This is a genomic window from Bacillus clarus, assembly GCF_000746925.1.
GTDB classification, from domain to species: Bacteria; Bacillota; Bacilli; order Bacillales; family Bacillaceae_G; genus Bacillus_A; species Bacillus_A clarus.
The window spans coordinates 50,697-71,796 of record NZ_JMQC01000008.1 but is presented as its reverse complement, the minus strand read 5'-3'; the positions used below and the strand labels follow the sequence as shown (position 1 = coordinate 71,796).

Below are 21,100 nucleotides of genomic sequence, written 5' to 3'. Positions count from 1 at the left end.
GCCAAAGGAATTTGGCGGAACATTTCACAAATAACCACCCCATCATACCCTTCCGTTAAGATAGCACCCCACGTTTACTCGGTATTTTGTAAACGTGACAGTTCTGTTCCTTTCGGAGACAGCCCCAGCCTATATTTCCAGAGAAGAAATATAAACTTCGGCAACTTTTCCTTTCAAACGGAATCAATGACATTCTCTGTGTCTAGGCCGTTATACTCTTAAAAGTCGCAACCTCTACCTCATCGGATTGATGAGGATTTATTTATTGCTATGATTTTTAATATATGGCAATTGTAATGACTTTCTGAAAATATTGCAAGGAATTTTGTAGGGAAAAGTCAAAAAAAATCGGTTATTGTATAGGAAACGCTTGCAAAACTCCACCCGAACCTATTTTTATGTAACAATAAACAAAGAATAAATTGTTATACAAATGTTTCGCAAAAAATAATGAAAAACCCTTTAAAGTTAAAAGATAATTCAGAAAATATAATTCGACATAACTATTAAGAGGGAGTACTGCTTTTCTTTTGTTTCAAAGAATAAACATATGTGCGAATATAAAGAGTGAATATTCTTTATATTCGTAGTAAAATTGAAGTACTGTTTAATTGAAAAGGGGACATCGTTATGAAATTAGAAACGGAAAGATTACATATTATCCCGTGTACGGAAGAATGGGTTCAAATTGCGAAGAATCAAGGATACAATAGCGGTCCGCATATTTTAGGGCATGTAGAAAATGTAAAACAAGACGCAGCTTTATTACCTTGGGGTGTTTGGTTTGTCATTCGAAAAGAAGATGACATCGTTTTAGGAGATATAGGATTTAAAGGAAAACCGAACGAGAAACATACAGTAGAAATTGGTTACGGATTTATTGAGAAATATTGGAATAAAGGTTATGCAACAGAAGCAGTAGATGAATTAATGAAGTGGGCGTTTCTAACTGGCGAAGTGGAAGCGATAATTGCAGAGACACTTCTTGATAACCATAGTTCTATTCGTGTATTAGAGAAATTAGGTATGAAAAGAGTGGATAGTACAGAAACGATGATGAATTGGAAACTTGACAAGTGAACGTATGATAAAAATACCGCCCGAATGAATCGAGCGGTATTTTACGTAATAAGCAAATGTGTTTAAGGTAAGAGCTGCTTTTGATCAGTAGGATAGCTTATATGCGTTTGTTTCGAATGTTGGGAATGGTTACGTACAGAAATGAAAAGAGAAATGATGACGACAAGACCAACTGCAACATAAGAAAGAGTAATAATAGTTGGATCTACTTTAAACGATGTGAGTAGTGTACGTATATTTGTAAAGATAATAAGACCACCAACAAGTACACCGAGTAAATGAGATGGAACAATGCGTACTAGCCATGCTGCAATTGGAGCCGCGACTATACCACCGAGCATTAAAGCGAATACCCAAACCCAGCTCACTTGTTCCCAGCCTAATGAAATGAAGAATCCAATCGTTGCGGCTAAAGATACAGGAAATTCACTTGTATCTACAGAACCAATAACTTTTCTCGCTTCATTTCCTCGTGCAAGAAGGACAGGTGTAGTAATAGGTCCCCAGCCACCACCTCCAGTGGAATCAACGAAACCAGCGAATAATCCGAGAGGGATAAGTTGCTTACTGGACATACGTTTATTCGACTTAATCATTTGTTTTTGAATAATGAATCGTAATAAAATGTAGACCCCTAAAGTAAATAAGAATAAAGAAATGTACGGTTTAATTAAATCACCAGGTAAATTACTTAAAAAACAAGCTCCGATAAAAGCTCCAATTGCCCCTGGTAATGTAAGTCTGGAAACAGTATATTTATCAACGTTTCCAAATCGTATGTGTGAGGCTCCAGAAGCGGCAGTTGTAACAACTTCAGCTAAGTGAACAGAAGCGGAAGCTACAGCTGGTGCAATACCAAACATTAATAATAAAGAAGAAGACGTTACCCCATACGCCATTCCAAGTGCTCCATCAATCAATTGAGCGAAAAATCCAATAATAGCAAAGATAATTAATTTCTGCATGTATAATCCCCCTGTAATAATAAATGAAAAAGGCTCTTTTCTCGTGTGAGAAAAGAGCCTTTGGTTTTTCCAATCAGCTTTATATTGATTTTTTTATTATAATGCATATTAATCTTATAAATCAACTAGGAATTTGATTTTTTTTAATTGAATGAAATTTAATGAAAATATACAATAAAAGGATGGGAAGAAAGGGGAGAAGAATATGTTAATGTTTGATCATCTTGTTCATGTTGTGCACTGTACACCGGAGGAAGCAGCAAAACAAATGCAAAAACTAGGTTTTCATACTGTGCAAGGTGGTGAGCATAGTAACTGGGGTACTTGGAATAGTTTATGTTATTTTGATTTATCTTATATAGAATTTTTAGCAGTTCAGCATGAAGAAAAAGCGAAAGAAGCAGACAATCCATTAGTGCAGGAAACTGTTGTAAAATTGCAAGACGGAGAAGGGATGCTGCAAATTGCAATTCGAACAGAACAGATTGAAGAACTAGCACTGAAGTTTGAGGAACGCGGATTACAAATTAATGGTCCTTTTGAAGGGAAACGTATGAGAAATGATGGTCGTCTATTGGAATGGAAAATGTTATTTGTAAAGCAGGAAGAAAGCGGGCCGAAAATTCCTTTCTTTATACAGTGGAATGAAACGGATGAAGAACGAAGAAACGATTTACGTAAAATAGGGACGATCACGGAACATAAAAACAATGTACAAGAAATTGAAACGATTCATTATGCGGTAAAAAATGTTCGAGAAACAGTTCGGGAATGGAAAGAAATAATGGGACTAACAGTAAGTGCAGTCGTAAGAAATGAAGAGTGGAATGTAGAGTGTCAAAGTGTGTTGTTTGGGAACACCAATGTACAGTTTTGTGAACCGATTGGGGAAGGGATAGTAAAAGAACATTTAATGCAGTATGGGGAATATCCATTTGCGGTGGAGTTTAAAGGGGAAAGTAAACGAAAGTATGAAGTGCTAGGTAGTATGTACATATATTAATTGAGGTGAATTTTGTGGAAGAAATGTTAAGAGCGATAGAGAGAAAACTAGAATGGCCTCATATTATTAAATGTACAGCTATTTCAAAAGGGTTTTCGCATGAAGAGAAATATAAAATTGAACTAGAGAATCGAGAAACGTATTTTGTAAAAGTATGTGATTCTGCTAAGTTTGAACGAAAACAAGAAGAATATACGTATATGAAACAATTGGAGTCATTACATATCTCAACGCCGAAGTTAATTCATTTCATAAGACTTGAAGAATTAAATAAATGTGTTCAAGTATTTGAATGGATTGATGGTGTAAATGGTGAAGAGAGTTTAGGGAAGTTATCGGTGAAAGAACAGTATAATGTAGGAAGAAAAGCAGGAGAAATGTTAAAGAAGATTCACACGATAGAAAGAGAAAGTGCGAGTGATAAGTGGGAAACGTTTCGATGGAATAAATACGAAAGATACTTAGATGCATTAGCAGACTATGAAGTAGACTTTCTTGATTTGAAGCCAGTATTAAGATTTGTAGAGAATCATAAAGACTTATTGAAAAATCGTCCTATCACATTTTTACATGATGACTTCCATCCAGCAAATAGTATGATTCACAATAATGAGTTTATCGTTATCGATTTTGGTGGGTATGATTTTGGCGATCCAATACACGATTTTTATAACGTAGCGATTTTTACTACAAGAATAAGCAACCCATTTGCGGTTGGACAAGTTCACGGTTATTGCGGAGGCGATCCATCGCTCCATTTTTGGAAGCTGTATTCATTATACGCAGCGATGACATTCCCAGCGGATATCGTATGGACAAATCGAAGTACACCGCATTTAGTAGATGATATGAAAGAGAGATTGAACCGAATTTTAGAAGATCATAATCATTTTTCATCCTATGTTCCGAAATGGTATTAATCATATCATAAGGATAGAATAAACAATAAATGACGGAGGGGTTCATTTGGATAAAATAGCGGTAATTTCAGATATTCATGGTAATATTCCGGCATTAGAATCTGTGCTGAAAGATATTAAATTAAGAGGAATTGAGCGCATTATTTGTCTTGGCGATTTAGTAGGAAAAGGCCCTCATTCTAGCGAAGTAATTGAAATTGTTCGTAAAGAATGTGAAGGAGTCGTAATGGGAAACTGGGATGATTTCATTACAAAACCGACTGAATTTGAAGCGTTAAAATGGCATCAAAAACAACTGTTAGAAGAACAAAATGAGTATTTAAGAAGTTTACCATTTTCAATCGAGTTTTATATGAGTGGGAAACTTATTCGTATGTTCCACGCTTCACCAAGAAGTTTATATGAAAGAATTCAACCACACGCTTCAAGAGAAGAACGTGTTAGTATGTTCGAAAATAGTGATCTCACAGAGAATATAGCAGGGGAAAGAAAACCAGATGTCGTTTGCTACGGTGACGTTCACCAAGCGTTCGTTCAAAATTTCAGAGGGAAAACGTTATGTAATGCTGGTAGTGTAGGAAATCCTCTTGAAATTACACAAGCTTCCTATTTAATTTTTGAAGGAACTTACAATGAAAAAGAAGCAGCGAGCTTTTCTATTCAACTCGTACGTGTGCCGTATGATATTGAATTAGCCATTCGATTAGCGGAAGAACTTCATATGCCAGAAATTGAGGAATACAAGCAGGAGTTACGGACTGCTTTGTATCGAGGGTTTAAAGGGAAGTAAGGAATATGTAAAGCAATAAAAATATATCAACGATTTTTTCAATATATCGACGTTTCGCCAAAGGATATCGACTTAACGACAAATAGTGACATAATATATTTATCATAATTATATTATGTAAACTGAATTAAGGAGGGAATATCGTGCATCGCCAAAAACGAATGAAAGAAATTGCTGATCATATTTTAAAGTTAAACTTAACTCATCCAATAAGAGTTGGAGTGAGTGGTATTACAGCCTCCGGAAAAACAACATTTGCAAATGAACTAGTAGAAGAAATTACAAAGCGTGGTGAAAAAGTAATACGCGCAAGTATTGATGATTTTCATAACCCGAGGGTTATTCGATATGCCCAAGGAAAGGAATCAGCAAGAGGATATTATGAAGATGCACATGATTATACAGCCTTTAAAGAAAGGTTATTAATGCCTCTAGGACCTAATGGAGATTTACGTTATGAAACGATATCTCATAATTTAATAACGGATATCCTTGTACATAGTCAGCCTCTAGTGGCTCCACCTAATATGATGTTAATAGTAGATGGAACATTTTTATTTAAAAAAGATATTCGGTCTCTATTTGATTATAAAATTTTTGTAGATACAGATTTTGAGATTGCAAGAAAACGTGGTGCGAAGCGAGAAACTGAAGCTTTTGGAAGTTATGAAGAAGCTGAAAAAATGTTTTTGAACAGATATCATGCAGCTTGCCGGATGTATATAGAAGAGCATAATCCGAAAGAGTGTGCAGATGTTGTATTTTGTAATAGTGATTTTGATAATCCGGTAGTTGTTTTTAATGAAAGCAAGTAATGCATAATCATAAATATATGTATAGCCTTATATTTGTTGTTATAATTCTTGTATAATGAAATAAATTTTATGAAGTGAAAAACAGGGGATAAGGCAATTAAAAAACGTAAAAAGGGGACGGGAAATATAATGATGGAAGTACAAGAATTAAAAGAAGAACTACAACAAATTAAAAATAACAATTACGCTGTACCAGAGGATGTTGACGCATATCCATATGCGCAGTGGATGCTAGATTATATCGGATCACCGGATGCTGAACTACGCGATGAATTGATTTATAGTACGCTTGCACGCTGGATTACAGATGATGTATTTAGGCAAAAAGAATTAAGAGGATTAATGCTACAAGCAATTAGTCCTGATTATTTATTTTATAAAATTGGTGAAAAGGGAACAGACTCTGTTTTTAAGCGTGCTTTCTCAATTCTAATTCCACCACTTATTTTATCCGTTCATGAAAGAGAACCGTTGTTATCTGAAGAACAACTGTACAGTGTGGCAGAACAAGTTCTGGAATATGTCTATTTAGAAGAAGATGTAAGGGGTTACGTAGAAGGAAAAGGCTGGGCACACTCTACTGCACATGCTGCAGATGCGCTAAATGCTTTAGCGCGTACGATACGAAATCACGAATTTTCACATGCACTCCTTACAGCTGTTCGTCATAAGATTCGTCTGCACGATTACGTATACATAAACTTTGAGGATGAGAGATTGGTGACGGCCGTAGTGTCATTATGGAACCAAAATCTCTTAACCCAAGAAGAATGGAACAATTGGCTTCATAGCTTTACAATCATTGAAGAAGCTCCAGCTTCTCAAAATGATATTTTGGAACAAAACATAAGATCTTTCTTAAGAAGTTTGTATTTTCGAGCTTTAGAACAAGAAGGGAACTCTGGGTTTACGATTGCTATACGGGAGATTTTAAAAAAATGGCATAGATTTTAAAAAATGTCATTTACTTTTCAACAGTCTGGAAAAATGAGTGGGAAATTCCCACTCATTTCTCACAAACCATAATAGCCTCACGTAAACGAGAAATTCCTTCCTCAATTTGATGAATATTTACTTTTCCGTAAGATAAACGAATGTAACCATCTTTTGCGCCGAAAATACTGCCAGGCATAAAGGCGATTTCTTGTTTTAAGCTTTGCATAATAAGCTGTTTTTCGTTAATCGGTTCATTAAGCTTTCCCCATATGTAGATTCCGCCATTCGGATTTGAAAAAGAGATTTTATCTTGCAGATGCTCGTTTAGCGCATTTACGATAACGTCTCTTTTTTGTGATAGTTGTTTTCGTAATGGTGCTATATGTGATTGGAATGGAACAGTTTCGAAAAATTGTTGCATAAGCCATTGAGGGAATATGCTCATTCCTAATTCCATTTGATGCCGTGCATCTGATAGTCGCTCTACTACCGACTGCGGGGCGACAAGCCAACCGATGCGTAGGCCAGGTGCAATCATTTTTGATAATGAATGTACATAAATGACGGTTCCGTTTTCGTCAATTGATTTTAAAGTAGGGCAAGGTTGTTTATTTTCTAAAGTGAGCAAACTGGACGGATCATCTTCAACGATTGGAATTCGTAAGTCCGCACAAAGAGATAACAGTTTTTTTCTACGGTTTGGATGAAGCATTGTTCCCGTAGGGTTTTGGAAATTTGGATTTAAAAAGATCATTTTAATACGGTGTTTACGGTACAGTTCTTGAACATCGTCTGGATTAATCCCGTGTTTATCAACAGGTAATGGGAAAATACGAATACCTGCAGATTGGAATAACGGTAATGAATAACAGTGTGATGGGCTTTCAAACGCTACTGCATCACCTGGGTTTAATAAACATTGCACGATAAGATGAAGTGCTTGTTGTGCGCCAGATGTAATCATAATAGATGGCTCTGTCGCTTCGATTTTTAAATACTCCTTCATATATTTTACTACCGCTTGTCTTAATGGGAGGTAGCCTTGCGGATGATCATAGCTTAATGATTGTGTTAAAGGCTGTTCTCGCAAAATGGCTTGTAGTTGCTCGTGCGGAAAGAGATTACAACCGAGTTCTCCATTTGCGAAATCGATTATAGTACCATTTTGCTGCACTTGTTCTCGAATATGACGAAGTAACGGTAAATTAGGTAAAAATGTACCACCTTCTACGAATCCTCTCCAGTTCGGTGTTAATGTTGGCGAAACGCCCCACATATGTGTACTTACACGTGTACCTCGTCCAGTCGTGCTTTCTACAATCCCCATAGCGCGAAGTTCATTATAAGCAGTCGTTACAGTACTACGGTTCACATTTAACTGAGTAGCTAATTTTCGTTCTGAAGGGAGGAAGCTACCTGGAGGAAGCTCTCCGTACATAATGCGTCTTTCAATAAAGTCAACAACTTGCTGATAAATCGGGACATTACTGTCACTATCTAGCTTCCATTCCATAAAAACGCCTCCGCATCTCTTATATACATCAATTATAGCAAATTGGCTGGGTGAAAAAACAGCCAATTGGACGGTGTTATATCCAGCCAATTTTACTATGCTAAATATGGAAGGGGAGATTCGGATGAAACGATGGCAAATGGAATGGCTCTTAGTATCAGTTGCTTTAGTATGGGGAGCGAATTATACGATAGGAAAGTACGGTGTGGCATTTATGTCATCCATTCAATTTAATAGTTTACGATTTTTAGTGGCATCTCCGGTATTATTACTTATTACATTTTTTATGGAACGCTCATTGCGTATTGAAAGAAAAGATTGGTTACGATTATTAGCAGTCGGTATAGTTGGAACGACAATGTATCAAACAATGTTTATGTTGTCTGTAAAATATACTTCAGCAACGAACGCCTCATTATTGATTGCGATGTCACCTATTTTCACTGGGATATTAGCGGTATTACACAAACAAGAACGTTTTTCGATGAAAGTTCAAATTGGTTCTATATTGTCCTTTATTGGTGCAGCACTTGTTTTATTAACAGGGCATACAGGAGGAGCTTCATATGAGTATGCGTGGCTTGGGAATTTAATTGGATTAGTCGCGGCAATTGCGTGGGGATGGTATCCAATTTTGGCGCAGCCTCTTATTACAAAGTATTCTGCAATGAGAGTTACATCATGGTCTACATTAATTGGAATTGTACCTCTTGTTGTATATTGTTTATTTAATGTGAATACGTTAACGTGGCCAGTAGATATGCCAAGCTGGGGTTCGTTAGGATATTCTATCGTCTTTGCGACAATCTTTGGACTCGCAATGTGGTATGTCGGTATTAGTAAAATAGGATCAACGAAAGTAATGGTATACATGTATCTTGTTCCACTGTTCGCAGTTATTTTTGCGGCAGTAACAATTGGAGAAACGATAAACTTGATGCAATTAGTTGGTGGACTTGTTATATTTATCGGGTTATATGTGGTAAAAAAAGGCGGGATAAAAAAGCCAGCTCTCAATTTGAAAAAAGTAAGTTAAAGGTAAAAAGGATCTCTTTCATATAGAAGGAGATCCTTTTTGTTTTTGCAATAAAAGAACTTGTTCAATAGCCCATTTTTGATGGTCGTGAAATAAATGTTCTTTAGCAAGTAATGGGGGCATCCATTGTAAAAGATGGTCTTCTTCATATGTTTTAAATGAATGTATCTTTTGAGCAATATAAAAATAACCATCATTTAAATAATACGTATCTTCTTTTTCTGCATAAAAATATCGTGCTGCATTACCGATATATCGCTCGATTTCTATTGTCCAACCTAATTCTTCTTGTAATTCACGATGCAAACAGTCTTCTTTTTTTTCAGTACCCTCCATACCGCCACCAGGTAAAAAGTAACGTTCTCCTTTTTGGATAATAGCCATTTTTGAACAAGTAGTATTAAAAATAACCGCATAGCAACTAGGTCGTAATACATACTGAACAGTAGGTTTTTTATAACCGAAAGTGAGTTTAGACATCATAAAACACCTCATTTCTCTATAAAATACATAAAAGGAATAATAAGGTGAAATCGGAATTATGTAAGTATAATCAAATTAGATTGGGGTGACAACAAAATGATCAATCGAAAATGTTCACGATGTAAGGAAATTACAGGTACTATACATGGCGGTAAAAAAATAAATGAAGAATTGTTATGTGAAGATTGTTTGCAAAAAGGAATTGCGAGTGGGGAAATCGAATTATCACAAGTGGAGAAAGAACAAACTTCGTATCTTTCTATAAAAATATTAAAAATAATGAGTTTTATTTATTTAATAGCATCTATTTTAATGGCTTTTTCTGCTGGATCGCTTATACATGATCCAGGCTTTGCTGAAAGATCATTTTCAGGATCAGTTGGTGTTATTATACTAGGATCCATATTCCAGTCTGTTCTTGTATTTTCTGGTATTTGGGTATTCATTCTTTTAGTAGAAACGGTTATTAAAATTTATGAAAAAATGAAGTGAGTGAGAGGGAGAAATTCATGCGAGTAAGAAACATTCAAGGGAAAGATTATGAAAAGATTCATTCCGTATTAAATGATTGGTGGGGCGGAAGAAATATGGCTGATATGTTACCAAAGCTATTTTTCGTTCACTTTCACGAAACGAGTTTCATCATTGAAGAAGAGGGAGAAACATTAGGTTTCTTATGCGGATTCTTTTCGCAAACATATAAAGAGGAAGCGTACGTTCACTTTATCGGTGTAAATCCGAAGCATAGAAGAAAAGGGATTGCATCGACATTATATTCTTATTTCTTCGATGTCGCTCGTGCAAACAACCGTAAAGTTGTAAAAGCAATCACGTCACCAGTTAATAAAAATTCGATACAATTTCATCAAGAAATTGGTTTTCAAATTGAAGCTGGGGATGATGAAATAGAAGGTGTATCCGTACATACAAATTATGATGGGAACGGCAGGAGTAGAGTATTATTTTTAAAATATGTGTAAATATGGGCTAACGTGTTGTTAGCTTTTTTGTTGTGAGGAGGTATGAATATGGAGAGTTCTCAAAGTAGAAGTGAGTACTTACGGCGTATTTATAAAGTACAAGATTATATAGAATCACATATAAATGATTCAATGTCTATTGAAGATTTGGCGAATGTGGCAGGCTTTTCAAAGTTTCATTTTCATAGAATTTTTAAAGGGATAGTGGATGAGCCATTATCTCGGTATGTGAATCGATTAAAACTAGAGAGGGCAACCCATCTACTTACTTATCGGCCGGATATGACGATTACAGACATTGCTTATCATTTTGGGTTCACGGATTCAGCAGTTTTCTCCCGGACATTTAAAACTTATTACGGTGTAAGTCCGTCCAACTATAGAAATCACAATAGCAAGAATTGCAAAGACGTAAGCGAAACTTCTCAATACAATGAATGTAAGAAGGTTCGAGGGAATGTTGAAATTGTAACAGCGGACAATATAAACGTCGCATACATAAGACATGTAGGTACATATAAAGATTTAGCTATAGCTTTTCCGAAAATGATAGAGAAACTATTTCATTATGCAACGGGGCAAAACTATCATGTATTCGAAGATAGGAAGGTTTTAACAATTTATCATGATCATCATGAGTTTACAGAAGACTATCATTTAAGAACAAGTCTATGTATAACAATTCCAGATGAATCCTCAGTAGGAACGAGTGACATTGGAATAATGCAAATACCGTCAGGAAAGTATGCGGTAGGCCATTTTCAAATACTCCAAGACGAATATAAAGGGGCATGGGATTTCTTATACGGTGAATGGCTGCCAAATAGCGGATATAAACCGAGAGATTTGTATCCTTTTGAAGTGTATAAAAATGATCCAAGACAGCACCCAGAACATAAACATATAGTTGATATATATGTACCGATCGAACCTTTTTAATCATAGATTGAAGGGGAAGAACAATGAAAACTGCTCAAGAGTTGGAGTATAAGATAAAAGAAGAATATGAAAATATTAATGGTATGTTAGCAATGCAGAAAGGTAATATTGTTTTTGAAAATTATTATAACGGCCACGGTCCAGATGATGCATTTCATGTAGCGTCTGTCACAAAAACGATAATCTCTGCGCTAATTGGGATATGTATAGATAAAGGATATATAAAAAGCGTTGATCAAAAAGTAATAGAATTTTTTCCTGAATATAATCTTAAGGCATCTGAAGTAACAGTGCGGCACCTTCTTACAATGACAGCTCCATATCCTTATGCGGACTGGCAGGAACCGTTAGAAGAATTATGTACACAACAGGATTGGGTGCAGTATACGTTAAATAGGGCAGGAAAAGGCGGAGAAATTGGACCTTTTAAATATTCATCTGCAGGAGCACATCTATTATCTGCAATCATTATGAGCACAACAGGAAAAAGTGCGCGTGAATTTGCGAACGAACACTTATTTCAGCCTATCGGTATGAGAGAAATTCCAGACTACAATATGAAAGCATTTGGATTCGATGACTTATTCGGAAAAGATGTAAAAGGATGGGTTCACGATCCAAACGGTATTTCAACAGGCGGCTGGGGACTTACGTTAACAGTTAGAGATATGGCGAAGTTTGGGCGGTTATATTTAAATGAAGGAACTTTTAATGGGAAACAAATTCTTTCAAAGTCATGGATAAAAGAATCAACGGAAATGAATACGAATCAATACGGTTACTTATGGTGGTTACGAGAAGAGGATGGGATTTCTTCTTATTGTGCAATGGGTGATGGTGGGAATGTGATTTGTTGTGTACCGGAGAGGGAATTGGTGGTGGTGATTGCGTCGGAAGTTATGGCGAATGCAGGGGATAGATGGAAGTTAATTAAAGAATGCATACTTCCTTATTTAAAAGATTAATATGTTTATTTTATGAAAATGAGAATAAAAGGTTTAGCTATACTTGTTTTGTTCTCCATGATAGAAATAAGTGTTGTGAGAAAGAAGTCGTTCAATTAAGATTAGAAAACTTCAACACCTATACGATTATTAAATAATTGAAAGGTGTTGAAGTACTTTATGAGCTAATTAAGGTACTTTAAACTGAAAGTTGAAACGCCTTTTTTCTGTAATTGTTAATTATTCTTTAACCTTTCGATGTATAAGGTACATCATGCCAAACACAATTGCTAGCAAGATAAATTTAATTAATTCTATTAGGCTGGCATCCCACTTGTTTTGTACTCCATCTGTTAAATAAAATACATTAAACATACCATGTAAAATTGCAGGTGTTATTACGGAACGTCCATACTCTCTCATATACGTCAAAATTATAGATAATATAAATAATAATGAGTGATAACTTAACATTCCTACAAACCAAAACTCATAGTTTTTATAGAAGATTGCTACTGGTAAATGCCATAAAGACCAAAGCGAAGCTGTAATTATAGCTGTTTGCATAAATGAATATTTTTTTCGTAAATGGTAATGAAAATTCCCACGCCATATAATCTCCTCTAATAATGCAGATAAAGATCCAATTGTAAGACCAATGAGTAGGAGAAATCCTAATTCATTCCAATGATTAAATAAGAATTTTATATCATAAATATAAAAATAAAAATGGAGACATAGCCCTAGAAGTAGTGGAAATAATATGGAGAAAATTAGTGTTTTTAATGTTGGACGTGAAATACCAAATGTATGAACTATTTTTTGTTTTTTATATAATTTTTGATATAAAATAACTGCTAACAGCGGAACAACCATCGTAAACCCTAAATAATTACGACCATTTTCTATGTTTAGCAAGATGATATATACAAGCGATGTGAGAAAAAAATGAATACTGTTGAATGATAAATTCTATTTTTATTAATATTTTTCACCTACCTAAATATGTATAAATTGTTAATCGAATATCTGATATTTTAATTATATATGAAATGAAAATCGACAGAATGAATATTTCCATCCTATTGTTTCTAAAGGTAGAAAAAGTGTCGAAATTACATATATTGAACTTGTAGAAAAAATGAAACCATCCCCGTAACTTTCCACAATGAAAAATCGTTAAACAAAAGAAAGGATTTTTTATCGTGAATGGGGGAAAAATATGAAAATTTTAATTCTAGGTGGTACACGTTTTTTAGGAAGAGCTTTCGTAGAAGAGGCTTTGAAGAGAGGACATGAAGTTACATTATTTAATCGCGGAACGAATAGTGAAATTTTTCCTGAAGTGGAGCGGTTAATCGGTGACAGAAATGGTAATGTATCAAGTTTAGCAAATCGAAAATGGGATACGGTCATAGATACGTGTGGATTTTCTCCACATCATATTAAGAATGTAGGAGAAGTACTAAAAGATAATGTTAAACAGTATATATTCATCTCTAGTCTTTCCGTATATAAAGATTGGATTCCGCATCACATAAAAGAAGGATATACATTACAGCCTGAACTGCCGAGTGATCAGGTAAAGGCTGTAGAGAATGGTGAAATATCTCCTTATGAGCATTATGGGGCGCTTAAAGTGTTATGTGAAAAAGAGGCAGAGAAATATTGGCCAAATCGTGTTTTACACATAAGAGCAGGACTTCTTTCAAGAATGTTTGATTATACAGATCGACTCCCATACTGGATTCAGCGTGTAGAAAAGAGCGGAAAAGTGTTAGTTCCAGGAAGGAAAGAACGTCCAGTACAGTTAGTTGATATAAAAGATGTCGCAAGCTTTGGACTAAACATGGCAGAAAATAATAAAGCAGGTACATTCAATGTAACAGGTCCGAATTATGAATTGACGATGGAAGAACTATTAAATACGTGTAAAAAGGTTACGAATAGTGAGGCTGAATTCGTTTGGGCAGATGAATCATTTATGAATGAACATAAAGTGCAGCCATGGACAGAGATGCCTTTATGGCTTCCAGAAACATTCCCGTTGGAAGGTGAAACAGAGCCTTGGAAAGGGGGATTCTCAGTAAATATAGAGAATGCTATGAATGCAGGCCTTGCTTTTAGACCTTTAAAAGATACTGTTTATGATGTGCATGAGTGGATGAAAGGTATGAATGTTGTGGAATTAAAGGCAGGGATATCAGATGAAAGGGAGAAGGAGTTACTGGAAAAGTGGAATCTATAATTTCAGTGGAAATATTTTTTAAAATCAATGTATAAGTGATATGTTCATTTTTTATTGAGAAACACATATAATCATTGTATGATGTAAGCAACAAAAAGAATGGAAGGGGTTACCTGATGGCATTTTTAGATTCCAATTTCATACTTTGAGCCGCTAATTGAATAGTGCTGCAAAGACTCTGCCTGTGTACAGGGGAATCGGGATTGGTCTGCCTATTTATGGTGAACCCTATTTGGGTGATGCGTAAAAAGAGAGCGGGGCAAAACTGCTCTCTTTTTGGTGTCTTTACAAATATAATAAACAATGCCATATGATTCATAATTGCTTTTACTTTTCTGATGAATTATTTTAAGTGATAAGGTGTGAATCATAAGTTATTTCATTTTATCTAAAGACCATTCATAAGATTGAGAAGACTTATATGTAAAAAAGAGGTTTTTCAGTTTGTTTGTGAAAACTGATTCTGTTTACTCTACCACAGGCAACCAGCCTGTGGTTTTTGTACTTATATGAAAAAATTTAAAGGGGTGTATGATCTATGACAAATGCAAATGAACAGAAAAATATAGAAGGAATTTTAAAAATCGCTAAAAAGAATGGCTTACAATTGAATAAAAAGAGCGCTCAATTAAATGAATCTGGAATGGATTTTCAAGTTGTTTTTGCTACTGATGAGAAGGGCGTTTCATGGGTTCTTCGGAAACCAAGAAGAGCAGACGTTATTGAAAGGGGCGCGTTAGAAGGAAAAATACTAGAGCTTGTTCAAAAATATATACCTGTTGCAGTGCCAAATTGGAAAATCAACACAACAGAATTAATTGCTTATCCATTAGTGAAGGGTACCCCTGCAGCAGTGATTGATTTAGAAATACAAAATTATGTGTGGCACATTCAAAATGATCCACCGCCTATGACGTTTGTTCGATCACTAGCTGAGTCACTTGTTGTCTTGCATTCGATTGATTTTAATGAAGTGGCTAAACATGGAATAGAAGTTTTTCAACCTACTGAAGCAAAGCAATTGTTAATAGATAGAATGCATCAAATAAAATTACAACTTGGTGTTTCGGATGAACTATGGAATCGTTGGCAAGCATGGCTTGCGGATGAATCGTATTGGCCAAAGCACTCTGCATTTGTTCATGGCGATCTACATCCACCGCATATTTTAGTTGATGAAAATACTAAAGTAACAGGTCTTTTAGATTGGACAGAAGCGAAAGTGACAGACCCAGCAACTGATTTTACCCTGTACCTTACAATCTTTGGAGAGGATAATTTAAAAATATTGTTAAGCGAATATGAAAAAGCAGGAGGAAAAGTTTGGTCGAGAATGCTGGAACATATTATTGAGCTTGGTGCTGCTTATCCGGTCATGATTGGATTGTTTGCACTACAGACAAAGGAAGAAGCACATATGGAGATGGCACGTGGGGCTTTGGGGATAGATAAAAAATAGTAAATTAAATTGTGGGAAAGTAGCTACGTTGTGAGGGGAAGTATACTCAAGTTGTTGAGCTTTTGACTATTACACATTTGAAGATGGAAAAGTACGTTAAATATACAATAAGATAATTTCAAAATCCCGCTAATTTATAAATAGTGGGATTTTGAAATTTTTGTGAAATTCCTCTTTCTACAGCAATTCCTGCTTTTGATTGCGGACCGGAGTCACGTGGAATTGTAATACCATGAGATTTGTAAATCTTATGTGTAAAACTAGAACGATCAAAGCCGAAACAACTTGCTCCAGCCCATATATACTGCAATCTTAAAAATAGTTTCCTAATATTCACTAAATCATCGCCTGTTGGAAGTGGAAAGTTTACAACTTGAAAAATATATGAGCACATGAAAGAAAGTCACTAGCAAAATGACTGTACTGTTATAATGCTATGAAAAAAGCCTTGTTTATATAAACAAGGCTTTTTTCGGCAATAATAAATCTACCACTCAATCGGATCTTCACCATACGCTTCCCGTAACTTAGGAAACATCTTTTTCAATCCTTCTTCGTCCTCTTGGTCCCAGTCAAATTCGATGTCTATCTCTTCGAATTCTTCATTTGATAATACGCGGTAGAGTGTAAATCATTGATTCGTGTTTTTTCTTCGTATACTGTTAGGCCGTAATATAGAGACAGCTCTTCCATATCTGGAACATCATCTACTCCCATATTTTCTTACGGTTAATAAGCGTTCTGGATCTTCAATACATGCTTCATAGGTTTCTTTCCCTTAAAATAATAGCCACCCACGAAAGTAATCAAAGCAATCATTTGAACAACCGCCCATAATAATATAAGTAGCTGCCCAGAAATGAGAAGTATAGGAAGCTTTTAAAATTCGATGCATATGCGTGTCAAAAGCTATAATTTCGTGTACCGTTCGTTTAGTGAGGTGAGAGGTTAAGCATTCTAATTGTTCTTTTTGGTCTTCTCCTTTCGTTTTCGCACGAGTGAGAAGTCCCTAAAATTCTTCTTCGGTTATTGTTTTTTCTTTTATGTAATCTTCCCCAGCGATAGGGTTCGTATATCCTTTTTTTCGTTTTGAAGCAATGAGTTTATTAGCTTCTTTTATACATTCTTCTTCTGTTTTAAACTCTTTAGCTTTCACACTGTCAGCTGTGCGATTTTTCCATAAAACACAACATAGTCTCTATCTTTCACAACAATTTTTCAAAACTTATTCGATTTCTCAGTTTGTTGGAAATATAAACGTTTTCATTCGTACCCCCACATTGTTTTTCTAGTGTGTATTGTGATTGTATCATATGTATTAAAGTATAAAAGTGTCGGATTAATAGTAAGAATAATGCTTTTTATCAAAAAACATTGAGAGGAGTATAAATATTTGATAATCTTATTTTATGAATGTTATATATATCATATGTAATGTAATCATCTAAACCATTTGCTTTCTAGCATAATTATTTGTAATTGAAATCGTTTCATATTAAAACTACATAAAGGTGGTACAAAGTCATGGATCTTACGTTTAAAGTAGAGGAAACACGTTTTAATTACCGAGTCGGAGCAATTTGTAAACACGATAATAAGATTCTTATTTTGCAAGATGACGGTGAAGATTATTGGTACGTACCAGGCGGACGAGTGAAAATGCTAGAAAATAGTGAAGATGCATTAAGACGGGAGCTTGCAGAAGAACTAGGCGTTCCAATTGTAGTTAAGAGATTAATATGGTCAGTAGAAAATTTCTTTACACTTTCTGAGCGGAAATTCCATGAGATTAGTTTTTACTATGAAGTAGAGCTGCATGAACTACCCGCGAATGGAGCCGATCAATATATTCTAGAAGAAGAGGATAGAACATATGTGTTTAAGTGGGTGCCGGTAGAAGAGTTAAATACATATAACTTACAGCCAGCATTTATAAAAGATAAAGTAAAAGATTTGTCAGTTCATACAGAGCATATCGTTTTACAAAATTAAATGTGTTCGGAGGGGGAAATGGTGAAAGGGAATAAAAAGGAGATACATATAAACGATAAAGTGATTCGTTATACACATATAGAGAAGGGTTCTAAAACGATTTGCTTTATGTTCTCAGGTTCAGGCTACAATTATGATAAGCCATTATTTTATTATGCAACGATGTTAATGCTTGAAAATAAAATAGATGTAGTACATATTCATTATTCTTACGACGAACAGTTAATGAAAAAAACAATGGAAGAAGTAACGAAAATAATGATGGATGATATTAATCCTGTAATGAATGAAGTATTAAAAAGTGGGCAATACAACCATTCGATGTTTTTAGGGAAATCACTCGGAACAATTCCGATTGCAAATGATGTAATGAAGAGGGTGGAATATTTACAATCAAAAATGATATTACTTACACCTTTACTAACGCTTGATTCGATTTTTGATTCCATCTTACATAGTCATCACGAAGGGCTATTAGTAATTGGAGACAAAGATCATCAATATAATGCAAATCAAATTGAGCAATTAGATCAATCGAATTTAAAGATTGAGGTTGTGAAAAACGCAAATCATTCTTTAAATGTTGGGGAATTTGAAACAGAGAATTCGATTGTAGCAATATCAAGAGTGATAGAAAAACTTGGGGATATTGTTAGGACAAACTAGGTTAATGTTTCAATATAAGCAAAAAGAGGTGCAAATTGCACCTCTTTTTATTTAATAAGCCTTCAACACATGAAGTAAATAATCTTTCCGATTAAGCGGATTAAAATCAACACGTTTTCGAGTAGGGAAGGACGACTTCAGTTTTGTGAAACCAGCTGGCTTTGTTGTAAAGATACCTTCTCCTTCAGTAAATGAATGGAGCATTCGTTTAAAATTCTCTGTTTTCGCAACAGGTAATGATCCTGTTAAATGGTAAGAGTCATTATGCAACATAGGCTCTGCGAAAGTTGCTGGAATGGCAGCTAGTTTATACATTGCGGTACTAATTGCGTGCTCTGGAACAGTTAATTCGAATTCATTTAATGGTTCATATACACAAGTTTCAGCTCGTTTTAAAGCATCCATTAATACGAGTGGTGTTAAGTTTCTGAAGTCACTCGCCGTTGTAACGGGACTTGCATAACCAGTGTGTGTTAATGTGACGATCATGTCCGTAACTTCCCATCCGTATAAACCTTGTTTTAACGTTTGAAATACTGTATCTTCAATCGCTTTATGAAACGCTAAAGGTAGTGATCCAAGTTCAACACCTAAGTTATACGTTATGCCAGAGTTAAGCTTACCACGTTCGACTTTGAAGCCGATTGTTGCGTAAAATGGATTTGCTTTTTCACCCATTACTTCGGCGGCATAACCTATACCAACTGGCTTTTCGACACATACAACTCGTGTATTTGAAAAAGCAACTTGTATATTGTATTTTTCATGAAGCGTTGTTTCAATCACTTCTTTTTGCACTTCACCGAAAAGGCGAATGTATAGTTCATTTTGAATATTATCTTTCCACACCTTTATGAGCGGATCTTCTTCGCATAGTTCCATAAGTGCAGCGTATAAATCATGAATTCGTTCTTTTGGCACTGCCTCAATAGCTGCTTCCATTTGTGGTTCGGCTAATTGAACGTCTTTCATATACTGCGTCCATTCACCGATAATATCACCAATTTTAATATCACTCAGTCCCCATACTTTGCAAAACTCTCCACTATGAACAGTAGAAGATTGAACTGCATTTCCATTATGAAATATGCACATTTTTTTAATCTTTTCTTTATGTGATAGAGACTCGCCGCGCTGTATATCAACATATTTTCTAACGTGTAAGCTACCAGAAAAAACTCTTACATAAGCAATCTTTTCACCAGAAGGTTCACGTTCAATTTTAAAAACAACACCAGATAATGTTTCATCTTGTACCGATTTATTAGCTGGAATTAGGGCTGAAATATTTTCGAGTAATTCAGTTATTCCTATACCTGTCATTGCTGAACCGAAAAAGATTGGATACACATTTGCTTGCTGTATTTGCTTTTCGAGTTCTTTTCTTAATAGTGTGTCCGCTACTATTTCGTTATTTACATATGATGCAAGCAATGATTCAGTATATGGTGCTAATCGTTCCATACATTCGTCATATGCTTTATATTCAATAATACGAGCTTCCTTTGTTCCTTCGTTTTGGGCAGAGTAGAAGGGGAATGCGTCATTTGAAAGAATTTCTTTTATTTGTTTCACAACTTTTTCAGTATTTGCGCCACTACGATCAATTTTATTAACAAATAGTACAGTCGGTATGTTTAATTTCTGTAATGTTCGCATTAAAATCTTTGTTTGTGCTTGCACACCTTCAACGGCAGAAATAACTAAAATCGCGCCGTCTAAAACGCGGAATGATCGCTCCACTTCAGCGATAAAATCAGCGTGTCCGGGTGTATCAATGACATTTACTTTTAAGTTATTTATAAAGAAAGAAACGACAGATGCTTTAATTGTAATTCCGCGTTGTCTTTCTAGTTCCATTGAGTCGGTTTGCGTATTTCCGCTATCTACTCGGCCGATTTCTTTAATCACATTTGTTTCAAAAAGAATACGCTCAGTCAAACTCGTCTTGCCAGCGTCTACGTGCGCGACAATCCCTATATTTATTGTTGTCATATGTGAATATCCTCATTTCATTTTCCATTTTCATTTCCTCATTTCTATTTGTGAATTGCCGCATTACAATCACTCTCCAGTCATTTAAATTAGTACTATTATAATATAATTAACATTTTTTGTAACGTGACAAAGTGCCTTAATTTGGAAAGATAAAGTGAAACTTTAATCAGTGTGTGGGGGTGTTCATCCCCACTGATTATTAGCCTTCATCAATCGGGCTTTTACGGGCAGTGGATCTTCCGCCTAAATTTCTCTCATTCACCGAATTTTGAGGGGGAGTCTTACTGCCGGTTAAAACGGGATAAAAACGAAAACAAAATGCTTGCATTATAA

General features: G+C 35.2%; 20 protein-coding genes, 2 pseudogenes and 1 riboswitch. Of the genes and pseudogenes, 15 read left to right on the top strand and 7 right to left on the bottom strand.

Annotated elements, in window-relative coordinates; translation table 11 throughout:
- Window positions 1-53: 53 nt before the first annotated feature.
- Window positions 54-245: riboswitch (Lysine riboswitch) on the bottom strand.
- A 385-nt stretch (window positions 246-630) separates the two neighbouring features.
- Window positions 631-1,080: a GNAT family N-acetyltransferase gene (locus DJ93_RS01090; RefSeq protein ID WP_042978804.1), complete on the top strand. Its 450-nt coding sequence runs from the start codon at window positions 631-633 to the stop codon at window positions 1,078-1,080.
- Window positions 1,081-1,142: 62 nt separating this feature from the next.
- On the opposite strand, the gene DJ93_RS01085 is transcribed toward DJ93_RS01090, so the two are convergent.
- A complete protein-coding gene (locus DJ93_RS01085; protein WP_042978803.1) occupies window positions 1,143-2,045 on the bottom strand; it encodes a sulfite exporter TauE/SafE family protein in 903 nt (300 codons plus the stop codon).
- Between the two features lie 205 nt (window positions 2,046-2,250).
- Here DJ93_RS01085 and DJ93_RS01080 point away from each other — a divergent pair, with 205 nt between their 5' ends.
- The 5 genes from DJ93_RS01080 to DJ93_RS01060 all read left to right on the top strand — a co-directional run bounded on the left by DJ93_RS01080 (window position 2,251) and on the right by DJ93_RS01060 (window position 6,527).
- Entirely contained in the window at window positions 2,251-3,048 is a 798-nt protein-coding gene (locus DJ93_RS01080; RefSeq protein ID WP_042978802.1) for a VOC family protein, read from the top strand.
- A 14-nt stretch (window positions 3,049-3,062) separates the two neighbouring features.
- Entirely contained in the window at window positions 3,063-3,968 is a 906-nt protein-coding gene (locus DJ93_RS01075) for an aminoglycoside phosphotransferase family protein (protein ID WP_042978801.1), read from the top strand.
- A 46-nt stretch (window positions 3,969-4,014) separates the two neighbouring features.
- Window positions 4,015-4,758 carry a metallophosphoesterase family protein gene (locus DJ93_RS01070; protein ID WP_042978800.1) on the top strand — a complete coding sequence of 248 codons (744 nt, stop codon included), beginning with the start codon at window positions 4,015-4,017 and terminating at the stop codon, window positions 4,756-4,758.
- Between the two features lie 143 nt (window positions 4,759-4,901).
- The gene (locus tag DJ93_RS01065) at window positions 4,902-5,573 is read left to right on the top strand and encodes a nucleoside/nucleotide kinase family protein (protein WP_042978799.1); all 672 of its coding nucleotides are present in this window, start codon (window positions 4,902-4,904) and stop codon (window positions 5,571-5,573) included.
- Window positions 5,574-5,702: 129 nt separating this feature from the next.
- The gene (locus DJ93_RS01060; RefSeq protein WP_042978798.1) at window positions 5,703-6,527 is read left to right on the top strand and encodes a DUF2785 domain-containing protein; all 825 of its coding nucleotides are present in this window, start codon (window positions 5,703-5,705) and stop codon (window positions 6,525-6,527) included.
- 52 nt (window positions 6,528-6,579) lie between these two features.
- Here the strand turns inward: DJ93_RS01060 and pdxR are convergent, their stop codons facing one another.
- The gene (gene pdxR / locus DJ93_RS01055; protein ID WP_042978797.1) at window positions 6,580-8,022 is read right to left on the bottom strand and encodes a MocR-like pyridoxine biosynthesis transcription factor PdxR; all 1,443 of its coding nucleotides are present in this window, start codon (window positions 8,020-8,022) and stop codon (window positions 6,580-6,582) included.
- Window positions 8,023-8,146: 124 nt separating this feature from the next.
- Between pdxR and DJ93_RS01050 the strand changes: the two genes are divergently transcribed.
- Window positions 8,147-9,058 (top strand): DMT family transporter, encoded by a 912-nt coding sequence (locus DJ93_RS01050; protein ID WP_042978796.1) that lies wholly within the window; start codon window positions 8,147-8,149, stop codon window positions 9,056-9,058.
- Between the two features lie 18 nt (window positions 9,059-9,076).
- Here the strand turns inward: DJ93_RS01050 and DJ93_RS01045 are convergent, their stop codons facing one another.
- Window positions 9,077-9,541, bottom strand: coding sequence for an NUDIX hydrolase (locus DJ93_RS01045; protein ID WP_042978795.1), 465 nt, complete (start codon window positions 9,539-9,541; stop codon window positions 9,077-9,079).
- A gap of 96 nt (window positions 9,542-9,637) precedes the next feature.
- Here DJ93_RS01045 and DJ93_RS01040 point away from each other — a divergent pair, with 96 nt between their 5' ends.
- The 4 genes from DJ93_RS01040 to DJ93_RS01025 are packed head-to-tail and all read left to right on the top strand — an operon-like array spanning window position 9,638 to window position 12,425.
- Window positions 9,638-10,033 carry a DUF3980 domain-containing protein gene (locus DJ93_RS01040; RefSeq protein WP_042978794.1) on the top strand — a complete coding sequence of 132 codons (396 nt, stop codon included), beginning with the start codon at window positions 9,638-9,640 and terminating at the stop codon, window positions 10,031-10,033.
- A gap of 17 nt (window positions 10,034-10,050) precedes the next feature.
- Window positions 10,051-10,521 (top strand): GNAT family N-acetyltransferase, encoded by a 471-nt coding sequence (locus tag DJ93_RS01035; RefSeq protein WP_042978793.1) that lies wholly within the window; start codon window positions 10,051-10,053, stop codon window positions 10,519-10,521.
- A gap of 48 nt (window positions 10,522-10,569) precedes the next feature.
- Window positions 10,570-11,460 carry an AraC family transcriptional regulator gene (locus tag DJ93_RS01030; protein ID WP_042978792.1) on the top strand — a complete coding sequence of 297 codons (891 nt, stop codon included), beginning with the start codon at window positions 10,570-10,572 and terminating at the stop codon, window positions 11,458-11,460.
- Between the two features lie 23 nt (window positions 11,461-11,483).
- The gene (locus tag DJ93_RS01025; protein ID WP_042978791.1) at window positions 11,484-12,425 is read left to right on the top strand and encodes a serine hydrolase domain-containing protein; all 942 of its coding nucleotides are present in this window, start codon (window positions 11,484-11,486) and stop codon (window positions 12,423-12,425) included.
- Between the two features lie 219 nt (window positions 12,426-12,644).
- On the opposite strand, the gene DJ93_RS01020 is transcribed toward DJ93_RS01025, so the two are convergent.
- Window positions 12,645-13,280: a CPBP family intramembrane glutamic endopeptidase gene (locus DJ93_RS01020; RefSeq protein WP_042978790.1), complete on the bottom strand. Its 636-nt coding sequence runs from the start codon at window positions 13,278-13,280 to the stop codon at window positions 12,645-12,647.
- A gap of 346 nt (window positions 13,281-13,626) precedes the next feature.
- On the opposite strand from DJ93_RS01020, the gene DJ93_RS01015 reads away from it, so the two are divergent.
- Window positions 13,627-14,652 carry an SDR family oxidoreductase gene (locus DJ93_RS01015; protein ID WP_042978789.1) on the top strand — a complete coding sequence of 342 codons (1,026 nt, stop codon included), beginning with the start codon at window positions 13,627-13,629 and terminating at the stop codon, window positions 14,650-14,652.
- Between the two features lie 538 nt (window positions 14,653-15,190).
- On the top strand, window positions 15,191-16,111 hold the full coding sequence (locus tag DJ93_RS01010) for a macrolide 2'-phosphotransferase (protein ID WP_042978788.1): 921 nt from the start codon (window positions 15,191-15,193) through the stop codon (window positions 16,109-16,111).
- Window positions 16,112-16,268: 157 nt separating this feature from the next.
- On the opposite strand, the pseudogene DJ93_RS01005 reads toward DJ93_RS01010, so the two are convergent.
- Both DJ93_RS01005 and DJ93_RS01000 read right to left on the bottom strand, forming a co-directional pair.
- Window positions 16,269-16,478: pseudogene (locus DJ93_RS01005) on the bottom strand (NlpC/P60 family protein); the annotation flags it as partial.
- Window positions 16,479-16,598: 120 nt separating this feature from the next.
- Window positions 16,599-17,424 (bottom strand): annotated as a pseudogene (locus DJ93_RS01000) (DUF4240 domain-containing protein).
- A gap of 211 nt (window positions 17,425-17,635) precedes the next feature.
- On the opposite strand from DJ93_RS01000, the gene DJ93_RS00995 reads away from it, so the two are divergent.
- Window positions 17,636-18,103, top strand: coding sequence for an NUDIX hydrolase (locus DJ93_RS00995; protein ID WP_042978786.1), 468 nt, complete (start codon window positions 17,636-17,638; stop codon window positions 18,101-18,103).
- Window positions 18,104-18,124: 21 nt separating this feature from the next.
- The gene (locus DJ93_RS00990) at window positions 18,125-18,769 is read left to right on the top strand and encodes an alpha/beta family hydrolase (RefSeq protein WP_042984087.1); all 645 of its coding nucleotides are present in this window, start codon (window positions 18,125-18,127) and stop codon (window positions 18,767-18,769) included.
- A gap of 51 nt (window positions 18,770-18,820) precedes the next feature.
- Here the strand turns inward: DJ93_RS00990 and DJ93_RS00985 are convergent, their stop codons facing one another.
- Window positions 18,821-20,764, bottom strand: a complete 1,944-nt coding sequence (locus tag DJ93_RS00985; RefSeq protein ID WP_042978785.1) for an elongation factor G — start codon at window positions 20,762-20,764, stop codon at window positions 18,821-18,823.
- Between the last annotated feature and the right edge of the window lie 336 nt (window positions 20,765-21,100).